This window comes from Pseudomonas extremorientalis (assembly GCF_024584605.1).
Taxonomy (GTDB): Bacteria; Pseudomonadota; Gammaproteobacteria; order Pseudomonadales; family Pseudomonadaceae; genus Aquipseudomonas; species Aquipseudomonas extremorientalis.
On sequence record NZ_CP089519.1, the window covers coordinates 4546734 to 4558550 of the forward strand.

General features: G+C 61.9%; 14 protein-coding genes. 8 read left to right on the forward strand and 6 right to left on the reverse strand.

The features are described 5' to 3' along the window. The first annotated feature begins 7 nt into the window (after positions 1 to 7). The 5 genes from atuD to ppnP all read left to right on the forward strand — a co-directional run bounded on the left by atuD (position 8) and on the right by ppnP (position 4864). Positions 8 to 1165: a citronellyl-CoA dehydrogenase gene (atuD, locus tag LUU92_RS20370; RefSeq protein ID WP_257102566.1), complete on the forward strand. Its 1158-nt coding sequence runs from the start codon at positions 8 to 10 to the stop codon at positions 1163 to 1165. After that, the gene (locus LUU92_RS20375) at positions 1162 to 1923 is read left to right on the forward strand and encodes an enoyl-CoA hydratase/isomerase family protein (RefSeq protein ID WP_257102567.1); all 762 of its coding nucleotides are present in this window, start codon (positions 1162 to 1164) and stop codon (positions 1921 to 1923) included. The genes atuD and LUU92_RS20375 overlap by 4 nt, the downstream gene beginning before the upstream one ends. 93 nt (positions 1924 to 2016) lie before the next feature. Beyond that, entirely contained in the window at positions 2017 to 3900 is a 1884-nt protein-coding gene (locus LUU92_RS20380; RefSeq protein ID WP_257102568.1) for an acetyl-CoA carboxylase biotin carboxylase subunit, read from the forward strand. A 73-nt stretch (positions 3901 to 3973) separates the two neighbouring features. Then, entirely contained in the window at positions 3974 to 4516 is a 543-nt protein-coding gene (locus LUU92_RS20385; RefSeq protein WP_071489797.1) for a 3'-5' exonuclease, read from the forward strand. Positions 4517 to 4579: 63 nt separating this feature from the next. After that, positions 4580 to 4864, forward strand: a complete 285-nt coding sequence (gene ppnP / locus LUU92_RS20390) for a pyrimidine/purine nucleoside phosphorylase (RefSeq protein WP_058424671.1) — start codon at positions 4580 to 4582, stop codon at positions 4862 to 4864. Between the two features lie 64 nt (positions 4865 to 4928). Here ppnP and LUU92_RS20395 read toward each other — a convergent pair whose 3' ends face one another. Then, positions 4929 to 5735: an MOSC domain-containing protein gene (locus tag LUU92_RS20395; protein WP_071489798.1), complete on the reverse strand. Its 807-nt coding sequence runs from the start codon at positions 5733 to 5735 to the stop codon at positions 4929 to 4931. 39 nt (positions 5736 to 5774) lie between these two features. Continuing rightward, complete coding sequence (locus LUU92_RS20400; protein ID WP_092243082.1) at positions 5775 to 6710, reverse strand: chemotaxis protein CheV; 936 nt, start codon at positions 6708 to 6710, stop codon at positions 5775 to 5777. A 541-nt stretch (positions 6711 to 7251) separates the two neighbouring features. Here LUU92_RS20400 and LUU92_RS20405 point away from each other — a divergent pair. From LUU92_RS20405 to LUU92_RS20415, 3 genes are all read left to right on the forward strand, one after another. Further along, positions 7252 to 7701, forward strand: coding sequence for a hypothetical protein (locus tag LUU92_RS20405; protein ID WP_173668591.1), 450 nt, complete (start codon positions 7252 to 7254; stop codon positions 7699 to 7701). A 368-nt stretch (positions 7702 to 8069) separates the two neighbouring features. Further along, a complete protein-coding gene (locus tag LUU92_RS20410; protein ID WP_257103873.1) occupies positions 8070 to 8963 on the forward strand; it encodes a sensor histidine kinase in 894 nt (297 codons plus the stop codon). Beyond that, complete coding sequence (locus LUU92_RS20415; protein ID WP_071489801.1) at positions 8960 to 9619, forward strand: response regulator transcription factor; 660 nt, start codon at positions 8960 to 8962, stop codon at positions 9617 to 9619. The genes LUU92_RS20410 and LUU92_RS20415 overlap by 4 nt, the downstream gene beginning before the upstream one ends. Here the strand turns inward: LUU92_RS20415 and yegS are convergent. The 4 genes from yegS to LUU92_RS20435 form a co-directional block, all read right to left on the reverse strand. Continuing rightward, positions 9578 to 10498, reverse strand: coding sequence for a lipid kinase YegS (gene yegS / locus LUU92_RS20420; protein WP_071489802.1), 921 nt, complete (start codon positions 10496 to 10498; stop codon positions 9578 to 9580). The two genes, LUU92_RS20415 and yegS, sit on opposite strands and share 42 nt — an antisense overlap. A gap of 93 nt (positions 10499 to 10591) precedes the next feature. After that, a complete protein-coding gene (locus tag LUU92_RS20425) occupies positions 10592 to 11134 on the reverse strand; it encodes a hypothetical protein (RefSeq protein ID WP_071489803.1) in 543 nt (180 codons plus the stop codon). Between the two features lie 26 nt (positions 11135 to 11160). Then, positions 11161 to 11487, reverse strand: a complete 327-nt coding sequence (locus LUU92_RS20430; protein WP_071489804.1) for a hypothetical protein — start codon at positions 11485 to 11487, stop codon at positions 11161 to 11163. 24 nt (positions 11488 to 11511) lie between these two features. Next, positions 11512 to 11817: a hypothetical protein gene (locus LUU92_RS20435; RefSeq protein WP_071489805.1), complete on the reverse strand. Its 306-nt coding sequence runs from the start codon at positions 11815 to 11817 to the stop codon at positions 11512 to 11514.

An 11817-nucleotide genomic window follows, 5' to 3' on the forward strand; every position in this document is an offset into this window, starting at 1 on the left:
AATAAAAATGATCTTCACCCAGGAACACCAGGAACTGCGCCGCACCGTCCGCGCCTTCGTCGACCGCGAGATCAACCCCCATGTGGACGAATGGGAAAAGGCCGGGCGCTTTCCCATCCACGACATTTTCCGCAAGGCCGGCGACCTCGGCCTGCTGGGCATTTCCAAGCCGGAGAAATTCGGCGGCATGGGCCTGGACTATAGCTATTCCATTGTCGCCGCCGAGGAGTTCGGCACCATCCGTTGCGGCGGTATCCCCATGTCTATCGGCGTGCAGACCGATATGTGCACCCCCGCCCTTGCCCGCTTCGGCAGCGATGAACTGCGCGACGAATTCCTGCGCCCGGCCATCAGCGGCGAGCAGGTCGGCTGCATCGGCGTCTCGGAAACCGGCGCCGGCTCCGATGTGGCCGGGTTGAAGACCCATGCGCGCAAGGACGGCGACGACTACGTGATCAACGGCAGCAAGATGTGGATCACCAACTCACCCAGCGCCGACTTCATTTGCCTGCTGGCCAATACCTCCGACGACAAGCCGCACATCAACAAGTCGCTGATCATGGTGCCGATGAACACCCCCGGCATCAGCGTCAGCCCGCCCCTGGAAAAGCTCGGCATGCACAGCTCCGAGACCGCCCAGGTGTTCTTCGACGGCGTGCGCGTGCCGCAACGCAACCGCATCGGCCACGAAGGTGCGGGGTTCATGATGCAGATGCTGCAGTTCCAGGAAGAACGCCTGTTTGGCGCGGCCAATATGATCAAGGGCCTGGAGCATTGCATCGACAGCACCATCGAGTACTGCAAGCAGCGCCAGACCTTCGGCAAGGCGCTGATCGACAACCAGGTCATCCACTTTCGCCTCGCTGAGCTCGCCACCGAAATCGAATGCCTGCGCGCGCTGGTCTACCAGGCCACCGAGCAGTACATCAGAGGCCAGGACGTGACCCGCCTGGCGTCCATGGCCAAGCTCAAGGCCGGGCGCCTGGGCCGCGAAGTCAGCGACAGTTGCCTGCAATACTGGGGCGGCATGGGCTTCATGTGGGACAACCCCGTGGCCCGCGCCTATCGCGACGTGCGGCTGGTGTCGATCGGCGGCGGCGCCGACGAAATCATGCTGGGCATCATCTGCAAGTTGATGGGCACCTTGCCGGGGAAACAGCCATGAACACCTTGTTGCTCGAACCCCACAACGGCGTGCTGCACATCACCCTCAACCGGCCCGACTGCCGCAATGCGATGAGCCTGGAAATGGTCAATGAATTGCGCACGGTGCTATCGCAGTTGGACATCCAGACGCGCGCGGTAGTGATCATCGGCGCGGGCGGACATTTCTGCGCCGGGGCGGATGTGAAGGACCTGGTCACCGCAGGCCATCAACTGCAGGCGCTGAACCGCGCATTTGGCACCTTGCTGCAGGAAGTGCAAGCGCTGTCGCAAGTGGTGATCGTGGTGCTGCAAGGCGCGGTGCTGGGCGGTGGATTTGGGTTGGCGTGCGTGAGCGATATCGCCATCGCCGATCACCAGGCGCAATTCGGCTTGCCGGAGACCAGCCTGGGCTTGCTGCCCGCGCAGATTGCGCCGTTCGTGGTCAAGCGCATCGGGCTGACCCAGGCGCGGCGGCTGGCGCTGACAGCGGCACGGTTTGACGGGCTTGAGGCTGAGCGGCTGGGGGTGGTGCACTTTACCGAGCGCGACCCGCAGGCGTTGGCGCAGCGGTTGGATGAGGTGCTGGGGCAGGTGCTCACGTGCGCGCCGGCGGCGAATGGGCGGACTAAAGCGCTGTTGCTGGCCAGTGTGGATGAGCCGCTGGAGGCGGTGCTGGATCGGGGCGCGCAGTGGTTTGCCGAAGCGGTGCGCAGTGACGAAGGGCTTGAAGGAACGCAGGCGTTTGTGCAGAAAAGAAAGCCTCGGTGGTGCAAATAACGCCATCGGGGGCAAGCCCTCTCCCACACTGTGGGAGGGGGCTTGCCCCCGATGAGGTCCGATCAAACACCCCATCAGCCAAGGGATAAACCCATGCCCGCCTTCAACAAAATCCTGATCGCCAACCGCGGCGAAATCGCCTGCCGCCTCCAGCGCACCGCCCAAGCCCTGGGCTACCGCACCGTCGCCGTCTACAGCGATGCCGACGCCCAGGCCCTGCATGTGCAGATGGCCGACGAAGCCGTCAATATCGGCCCCGCCCCGGTACAACAGTCGTACCTCAATATCGAGGCGATCCTCGCCGCCGCCAGACTCACCGGCGCCGATGCGATCCACCCCGGCTACGGTTTCCTCTCGGAAAACCCCGGCTTCGCCCGCGCCTGCCAACACGCCGGCCTGACCTTCATCGGGCCCAGCGTCGAGGCCATCGAACTGATGGGCAGCAAACGCCTGTCCAAACTCGCCATGCTCGACGCCGGCGTGCCGTGCATTGCCGGCTATCAGGGCAGTGCCCAGGACGACAACACGCTGCAACAGGAAGCTGAACGCATCGGCTACCCATTGATGATCAAGGCCAGCGCCGGCGGCGGCGGTCGCGGCATGCGCCTGGTGCACCAACCCGAAGCCCTGCTGGACAACCTGCACACCGCCCGCTCGGAAGCCAAAAATGCCTTTGGCAGCGATGAACTGATTCTTGAGCAAGCGCTGATCGAGCCGCGCCACGTCGAGATCCAGTTGTTCGGCGACAGCCACGGCCACTTGATCTACCTCGGCGAACGCGACTGCTCGGTCCAGCGCCGCCACCAGAAAGTCATCGAGGAAGCCCCCTGCCCCATCATGACGCCCGAGTTGCGCCAGGCCATGGGCGAAGCCGCATTGAAGGCCGGGCGTGCGGTGAATTACGTGGGCGCCGGTACCGTAGAGTTCCTGCTCGACCGCAATGGCCGGTTCTACTTTCTGGAAATGAACACCCGCCTGCAGGTGGAACACCCGGTCACCGAGCTGATCACCGGCCTCGATCTGGTGGATTGGCAACTGCAGATCGCCGCCGGGCAGGCGCTGCCGCTGACCCAGGCGGACGTGACCCTGAGCGGCCATGCCATGGAAGTGCGCCTGTACGCCGAAGACCCGGCCCAGGGTTTCCTGCCGCAAACCGGCGAGGTGCTGCGCTGGGAACCGGCGACCGGCGTGCGCATCGACCATGGCGTGATACAAGGTCAACGTATCAGCCCGTTCTACGACCCAATGCTGGGCAAACTCATCGCCCACGGCGCCACCCGCGAAGAGGCGCGGCGCAAACTGCTGCGGGCGGTGGAAGACACGCTGTTGCTGGGCGTCGCCACCAATCAGCAACTGTTGGCTGATTTACTCAAGCATCCGGCGTTTATCAACGGCGATTTCAGCACCGGGTTTATCGCCGAGCACTTCAGCGAGATCCCACGCCAGCCTGTATCGAGCGAACAGCTAGCCCTGGCCGCTGCGCTGTTCTACACCCACGGTGCCGAGCAACATCCCCACGGTTTGTCGGGCTGGCGCAACACCGCGAGTAGCCCTTGCACCTATCGGCTTGAGGTCAATGGCGAAATCCACACCGTCAGCACCGCCCCCCTGCTGCTCTGCGCCGACGGCCGCCACGCCACCCTGGTGCTCAACGGCATCCGCCGGCGCATGGCCTATCACCTCGACGGCGACCAACTATGGATGCCCGGCCTGTGCGTGACCAACCGCACGCAGCAAGTGGCCAGCCGCCAGGCCGATGCCAGCAGCGGCACGGTGAAGGCGCCGATGGACGGTGCCATCGTCGATGTGCGGGTCAGCACCGGTGACAGCGTCACCAAGGGCCAACTGCTGCTGGTGCTCGAAGCCATGAAAATGGAGCATCCGCTGACCGCCGGCATCGACGGTGTGATCAAAGGCGTGCAGGTGAGCGCCGGTGACCAGGTGCACAATCGTCAGGTGTTACTCGAGATCGTCTAGCCCCTAGGCGGAACTACAGGGCCGGGCTACGCTCTATCCCCAACAGAAAGGGAAGAGTACGGGAACCTGCGCGATGCCCCATTGGCTGATTATTGACCTTGAAGCCACAACGGATGAAGGCGGCTGGCCCGTGACGGAGATGGAAGTCATCGAGATCGGCGCAAGCCTGGTCAACCGCCAGGGCCGCGAGCTGGATCACTTCCAGCGTTTTGTGCGGCCGCTGCGCCGTCCCTTGCTGACGCCTTTTTGCCGTCAGTTGACCCACATCACCCAGGCCAACATCGACGGCGCGGTGCCGATCACCGACGTATGGCCGCTGTTCGAGCGCTGGCTGGGCCAACACCAGGCGCGCCTGGAAGGCTGGGCCAGTTGGGGCGATTACGATCGCAGGCAGCTGGAGCTGGAATGGCAGCGCCATGGCCTGGCCAGCGCACTCGCCACCACGCCCCATGTGAACCTCAAGCAGCGCTTCGCCAAGGCCCGGCGCCTGGACAAGCCCCTGGGGCTCAACGGTGCCCTGCAATTGGCGGGGATGCAGTTCCATGGACAGCAGCATCGGGCGCTGGAAGATGCACGCAACACCGCGCGCCTGCTGCCACTGATTCTGCCGGTCTAGGCAGCTTCCCTGCCCTTGGGCATACTGGCCGACCTTTCCAGACCCTTTTCCGAGGAATCGCCCATGTTCAAAGTCAACGAGTACTTCGACGGCACCGTCAAGTCGATCGCCTTCGGCACCGCAGAAGGTCCGGCGACCATCGGCGTCATGGCCCCGGGCGAATACGAATTCGGCACCGCCCAGCGTGAAATCATGCACGTGGTGTCCGGCGCCCTGACCGTCAAGCTGCCTGACGCCAGCGACTGGGAAACCTTCGCCGCCGGCAGCCAGTTCAACGTGCCGGCCAACAGCAAGTTCCAACTCAAGGTCGCCGTGGACACCGCTTACCTGTGCGAATACCGCGGCTAAGGGTTTCCCGGAAACAAAAAATGCCCGTTTCCTGAGAGACGGGCATTTTTATTCGCGTCGAACACTATTCGAGAATGGTCACCGGCATCCCGACTTCCAGGCGGCCAATGCCATCGTTGACCAGGTTCTGGCCGAAAATCGCGCCATTTTCAGTCTTGCGATAGGTCTCCAGCGTCGCGAAGGGTTCACGGTCGGCACTGCGTTCGCCGGTCTGCGGGTCGATGGTGGTGAGGATGCAGCGCGAGCAGGGCTTGACCGCACGGAATTCCACATCGCCGATGCGCAGGCGCTTCCAGTTATCTTCGGCGAAGGCGGCGCTGCCTTCGATCACCAGGTTGGGGCGAAACCGCAGCATCTCCATAGGCCGGCCGATGCGTTGCGAAAGGTCGTCCAGCGAAGCCTGGCCGATCACCAGCAGCGGGTAGCCATCGGCAAATGCGACCTGATCATCGTCCCTGCCATAACCGGCTTCGGTGGTGCGGGCGCGTTCGAGGGGGATCTGCACCAGCCGCGTCGGCTTGCCGATAAAGTCACTGACCCAGGCCGCTGCCGCGTCGCCCGCGTCCGGCACCCGCAGGGTGTCGCGCCAGATGGTCACACCGCGCAACTCGGCATTACCGCCCGGCAGTGCGACATCCAGCGGCGGGTAACCGGGCGAACTCAAGGTGAGCCCGCCTTTGCTGTTCCACAATGCCGACAATTGGCTCATCCTGGCCACGGCGCGTTGCGTGAGGAAGCGCCCACTGGCTTCATCCACCAGCATCCAGCGTCGATCCCCGTCCACCCCGAGCTTATCCAGGCCGACCTGCTGCAATATCTCGGCCTTGCCGGACTTCAAAGGGTAACGGTACAACGCGCTGAGACGAAGCATGGGCCTGCATTCCTGAGGGGCAAAGCCATAACCCTAAGGTCAAGCAGGCACTTCGTCCAGCATCAGACGCTGACGGACCACGTCCACCAGCTTGTCGGGCTGGAACTTGGACAGGAAATTGTCGCAGCCGACCTTCTTCACCATCGACTCGTTGAAGCTGCCCGACAGCGAGGTGTGCAATACCACGTAAAGACTGCGCAGACGCGGGTCATTGCGGATCTCGGTGGTGAGACGATAACCGTCCATCTCGGGCATTTCGGCGTCGGTAAAGATCATCAGCAACTTGTCGGTCATCACATGGCCAGCGTCGGCCCAGGCCTTGAGCATGTTCAAGGCCTTGAGGCCGTCACTGGCGATGTGCATCTTCACACCCAGCTGGCCGAGGGTGTCGCGCAGTTGAGACAGGGCTACGTTGGAATCATCCACCAGCAGCACTTCGCGGCCACGGGCACGCTCCAGCACCGGGTCTTCGAGTTTCTCGCGGGAAACCTTGGCGTTGTACGGCACGATCTCGGCCAGGACTTTTTCCACATCGATGATTTCCACCAACTGGTCGTCGACCTTGCTGATGGCGGTGAGGTAATGCTGGCGCCCGGCACTGGTCGGTGGCGGCAGGATGGCCTCCCAGTTCATGTTGACGATGCGGTCCACACCGCCCACCAGGAAGGCCTGCACCGAGCGGTTGTACTCAGTGACGATGATGGTGCTGTTGGGGCCCGGCACCAGCGGGCGCATGCCGATGGCCTGGGACAGGTCGATCACCGGCAGGGTCTGGCCACGCAGATTGACCACGCCGCATACAAACGGGTGGCGCTGGGGCATCAGGGTCAACTTGGGCAGTTGCAGCACTTCCTGCACCTTGAACACGTTGATCGCGAACAGTTGGCGCCCCGCCAGGCGAAACATGAGGATCTCCAGGCGATTCTCACCCACCAGTTGCGTGCGTTGATCTACCGTGTCGAGAATGCCGGCCATTAAAAGCTCCTGATGCGCTAAGGAATTTGTGCGGTTCACATAACGTGGGTTATCGGCGGCGAGTGCCAGACCTTGACCCCTGTAAAATGCCACGTAAATCCATTGATGTCACACTGACATCATGCTTTACTGCGCTGGCCTCTCCGTATGGCAATAAAGCGACGTTGCGCGACATTCAATTCGACGCAAGGTTCCGCTATGTAAGGGATTCCCCTACACGCAATCAGGCCCAACCTGATATTCGCAATATCTAATAGCCATTAATGTGACGCCATTCTCAATGCATGAATGGAGTCAGGCTTTTGTTTGCCATCCCAAGCCCTCGGCCCACGGGCCTTCCAGACATACAGATGTCGGCAATCGAAGGTACGCAATTGACCCCGCTCATGAGGGCAGCGCACAGCCGTTGCCGTCACTCTAATAAACGTCCTACTAAAAACTCAGAAGCCACCTACAGGTCCCAGTCATATTTCGGCGCTATTTTTAAGCCATTCACCCGGTGCGACATCTCATCACCCGACCTCATGTTGTGGAGACTTGTATGATGAACAGCGCAAATGAATGGCAGACCACACTTCCCGAGTTCCTGCTTGAAGCAGAAACGCTGCTGGCCAAGTCGCAAGAGTGCCTAAACCATCTGCATCTGATTCGTGACGACAGCGATGCCATCGACTGCATGAAGGCTAGCCTGGCCACACTCGCCGAAAAGGCCGACAGCCTGGCCCTGCAGGTGATCAGCGAATTCTCCCGGCATATCCAGTACGTGATCGCCAATGCGGCAAGCCCGATGCAACTGCATGACCAGGCGTTGGATGCACTGCACGCGTGCCTGACGTTGCTCGCGTGGCAACTGGAATTGATCGATGTGCGCACCGGCGAACTGAGTATGGACGAGAGTGAGCAGGCGACATTGATTGCAACCGTCACGCTTCAGATCCCGCAGAAGGATTTCACTTATAAACCGCAGCAGCGTGTACACCACGCCTCTTGAACGGATACCAAGTCGTATTCGAACCTGAAGTTATCCAAAAACGACACGGCTATTAATTGGCTGGAATTGAACCGCGCACACGAAGATATCAATTAGCTATTAACGGTAATAACGATACAACCAAACAGAAATAATATAACTCCCCACTTCATGAACTCTGGGAATACCGCCCGGAGTATTTGCGCGGTCAATAATCCGGTAAGGCACGGCACCAGGCGACCAACGGTAATAGTGGTGGTACTATGCCCCGCTCGAAGTGACTCAACTTCATCATGCATAAAAACGATTCGATAACGCATCCCAAACAGAGCCCCGTCAGCCCCAGTGACCGGGCTTCCCGCAGCGCACCCTCATTGGCTCCATCCGCTATGTACGCCAGCCTCAAGACACTCATCGCAAGGTCCGCGTCCCGCAGCAATGCACGCCGCTTGATCCTCGCCCTGTGCCTTGGCTCGCTGCTGCTGAGCCTGTGGACCTATGCCAGTTCAGAACCGCTGCCGTTGCTGGTGATTGTGCTTAACCTGGCCACTCTCGTAGTGGTCGGCCTGCAACAATGGCGTTCACGCAAGTCCATCAAGTTCCAGCCCCAGGAACTGGCCGATCGCCTGTTGCAGGTACAGGAAAACGAACGCCATCGCCTCAGCCGTGAACTGCACGACGATATCGGCCAACTGCTCACCGCGGCCAAGCTGCAAAGCGAATGGCTCAAGCGTCGCCTGCCCGACGACCTGCAAAGCCAATGCACGGTGCTGTGCAACACCCTGAACGAAACCCTGGCCAAGGTGCGTGACGTTTCCGCCATCCTCAACCCTCGTCAGCTGGCCAGCCTGGGCCTGGAAGCCAGCCTGCGCGCGCACCTGCTCAAGACCCTGGAAAACACGCCGATTCACTGGAGCCTGGAATGCCAGCAACGGCTGACCGGAATCCCGGAAGAAATGGCGGTGGCGGCCTTCCGCATCACCCAGGAAGCGGTGACCAACATGCTGCGCCACGCCCAGGCGCAGAACCTGCTGGTACGCCTGCAACGTTTGCCCGAAGGCCTGTCGCTGACTATCCGCGATGACGGCCAGGGTTTTTCACCGGCCGTCAATCCCGGCCTGGAAGGCCAACGGGGCATGGCCGGCATGTCCGAGCGGATAGATCAGCTTGGCGGTACGTTGTCCGTCAGCAGCCAGCCAGGCAAAGGGACACGGATCGAAGCGCTTTTCCCCTGGGCGCCCCGCGCCCTCGAACGGGCCAGTTCCCCTAAGGTTCTCGAGTGAGCTGCAAATTACTCCTGGTGGATGACCATGCACTGATCCGGGCCGGCGTACGCGCGCTGGTCCAGGACATTCCCGGCTACACGGTGATCGGCGAAGCCAGCGATGGCGAGCAGTTGCTGGAGCAGTTCAGCGCCCTGCTGCCGGATATCGTGCTGCTGGACCTGTCGATGAAGCACACCGGCGGCCTGGACGCCTTGCAGCAGCTCAAGCGCGCCTACCCCAAGAGCAAAGTGCTGATCCTGTCGATGCACACCGACCCGGAACTGATCATGTGCGCGCTGGAGTCCGGCGCCCATGGCTACCTGCTCAAGGACACCACCGCCAACGAGTTGGAACACGCGCTGCTGGCCTTGCGCAACAACGAGCGCTACCTGAGCCCGGCGATCGCCCACACCGTGATCAACCAGGCGCTGGTGCGCAGCCAGGGGCCCACCACTCCCGCCGGCCACAGCCACAACCTCACGGCGCGGCAGTTGGAAATCCTGCGCCTGATCGTGCGCGGCAAGTCCACCCGGGAAATCGCCCACGGCCTGGGCCTGAGCATCAAGACCGTGGAAGCCCACCGCTCGCAAATCATGAAGCGCCTGCAGATTTTCGACGTGGCCGGCCTGGTGCTATTCGCGGTGCGCGAGCAGATCATCAGCCTGGACGACTAGCGGCGACCCCACCGGCAAGTGCACGCGCAAGGCCTTGGGCAAGGCCTGGAAGTGCAGGTCATCGCCCTGCAGCGGCTCGCCATCCAGGTTGATATACAGGCCCTGTGCAACCTTGATGTTCACCCACGGCAGGCGCGCCCGGACGAACATGGTGTCCAGGCCCCAGCCGTTGTTCATCAACTCTCGCAAGGTGCCAACCACTTCCTGGGGCGCCGGCAGGATGCTGACGTCCAGCAGGCCATCGTCGGCCATGGCGCCTGGGCATAGCTCATGCCCACCGCCTGCCTGGCGACCGTTGCCAATGCCCAGCGCGAGCAACTCGCCTTTCCAATGAAAATCAGGGCCATCCAGCTCGGCGTAGGCAGCCTTCAACTCGCTGAACCGCGTCAAACCGGTGAACAGGTAGGCGGCGCCACCCAGGACTTTTTTCAAATCTTCGGAGGTGTTGGCGGTGACCTGGCTGCCGAAACCGCCGGTGGCCATATTGAGGAAGATCTGCCCACCGACCTGGCCCAGGTCTATGGCCCTGGGTGGCACGTCCAGCAGCGCCAGGGCCTGGTCAGGCTCCAACGGCACGCCGGCAGCCTTGGCGAAATCGTTGGCGGTGCCCAGGGGCATCAGCACCAGGCTGGCGTCGGTCTTGGCCTGGGCCATGGCTTCGGCTACATCGCGCAGGGTGCCATCGCCGCCACCGGCGATAATGTGGGTGTAGCCGTCAGCCAGGGCTTCGTTGACCAGGCGCTGGGCGTCGCCGCCTTCCCAGGTGACCCGTACTGCCAACTCCCCACCCTGCTCGCGCCGGGCCTTCACGGCAGCGCGCACGTCCTCGTTGAGGGCTTGCTTGCCGTGGAGGATCAACAGTGCCTTGGGGCTGGTCATAGCGGGCTTACTCCTGGATTCAAAGGTGCATGAAGGATGTGGACCTTTGGCAACCGAAAAAAAGCCATGGGCAACGTAAATTAATTGGCCGCCCTAGAAATTGTCCATCGCGTTGCACATCGAGACTTTGCCCACCGGCGTCGGCTCGATCCGCACCCATTGCCTGCCGTCCGCCGGCAACTCGTCGAGCAGGAACGAACAATCCGCCGACATCGACGCCTGCACCATGTAGTCGCGCCCGGGCTTGGGCACAAAAGTCATGGTCTTGGCGCACTGGCGGGAGTATTGCAACCGCCCCAGGTAATGGAACGCGATCGGTTTGCCCGCTGGCACCACCAATTCGGACGTAACCGCCCCGGCCCACGAGTAGATCGGCCCGGGCATGCCGAGATTTTCGCCGTTGTGATCGGGGAAACCGGCTTTCACCGAGGCCATCACCCCGGCGCCCGGCACGTTCCAGTCCAGGCAGTCACGCCCCGGCACCGCGCGTACCAGGCCGTCGGTGACGACACGCACCCGGGCGGTCTCACCGCTTTGCGGCGGCACGTAGCCGGTGGACAGCGAACGGATGTTCGCCACCTGGCCGCAACCGCCCAGGGCCAGCAACACAACAGGTATCACCATTAACCTTTTCATCAGCCATCCTTTCGCATCGGGGGTGTTTACGGCTGGCGGCAATTCTGCTTGACCGACAGGTGCGGCGCCGGCTCGTAGCTCACGCGCTGCAAGCCATCAGCGTCCTGGAACAGGAAGTACTTGACGCGGCAGTCCTTGAACATCGCCGAATAACCCTCGGCGCGAAAGCCCTGGCCATCGACCTGCTTGGTCACAGTGTTGTTGCGGCTGACCACGGCGAGCACCTGCTGGTAGCTGTCGCCCATATTCACCCCCGGCTCGCCAGTGACGGCGGCCGACGAGGCGCAACCGCCCAGGGTGGTTGCCGCCAGCACCAATGCGGCGCCGTACAGTCCTTTGCGTAGATCGATCATTCCTTGGTTCCTTTTAGTGATGGATTAGCGGCGGCCTTCGCACACCGGCGATTCGCCGATGCGGCCTTCCTTGCACAGGTCCAGATTGTCCTTGCGGGTAAAACCTGCATCCTTCATGCAGTAGAAGCGCGTCAGCACCACATCAATTGGCGACTTGTCTCCCACACCATCAAGGTTGGTGTACCCGCAAGCACGCATTGCTTCGTCGACGCCCTGCTGGGAGACTCCCTTCTTTTTCCATTGGGTGTAGGACCCAGGCGGAGGCTGGAAGGGCGTACACGCGCCGAGTGCCAAAAGGCACAGACTCAACATAACGGTAATCTTGAACAT

Coding starts and splice junctions, on each gene's coding strand:
- atuD (WP_257102566.1), top strand. CDS start 8: ATGATCTTCACCCAGGAACACCAGGAACTGCGCCGCACCGTCCGCGCC.
- LUU92_RS20375 (WP_257102567.1), top strand. CDS start 1,162: ATGAACACCTTGTTGCTCGAACCCCACAACGGCGTGCTGCACATCACC.
- LUU92_RS20380 (WP_257102568.1), top strand. CDS start 2,017: ATGCCCGCCTTCAACAAAATCCTGATCGCCAACCGCGGCGAAATCGCC.
- LUU92_RS20385 (WP_071489797.1), top strand. CDS start 3,974: ATGCCCCATTGGCTGATTATTGACCTTGAAGCCACAACGGATGAAGGC.
- ppnP (WP_058424671.1), top strand. CDS start 4,580: ATGTTCAAAGTCAACGAGTACTTCGACGGCACCGTCAAGTCGATCGCC.
- LUU92_RS20395 (WP_071489798.1), bottom strand. CDS start 5,735: ATGCTTCGTCTCAGCGCGTTGTACCGTTACCCTTTGAAGTCCGGCAAG.
- LUU92_RS20400 (WP_092243082.1), bottom strand. CDS start 6,710: ATGGCCGGCATTCTCGACACGGTAGATCAACGCACGCAACTGGTGGGT.
- LUU92_RS20405 (WP_173668591.1), top strand. CDS start 7,252: ATGATGAACAGCGCAAATGAATGGCAGACCACACTTCCCGAGTTCCTG.
- LUU92_RS20410 (WP_257103873.1), top strand. CDS start 8,070: ATGTACGCCAGCCTCAAGACACTCATCGCAAGGTCCGCGTCCCGCAGC.
- yegS (WP_071489802.1), bottom strand. CDS start 10,498: ATGACCAGCCCCAAGGCACTGTTGATCCTCCACGGCAAGCAAGCCCTC.
- LUU92_RS20425 (WP_071489803.1), bottom strand. CDS start 11,134: ATGAAAAGGTTAATGGTGATACCTGTTGTGTTGCTGGCCCTGGGCGGT.
- LUU92_RS20430 (WP_071489804.1), bottom strand. CDS start 11,487: ATGATCGATCTACGCAAAGGACTGTACGGCGCCGCATTGGTGCTGGCG.
- LUU92_RS20435 (WP_071489805.1), bottom strand. CDS start 11,817: ATGTTCAAGATTACCGTTATGTTGAGTCTGTGCCTTTTGGCACTCGGC.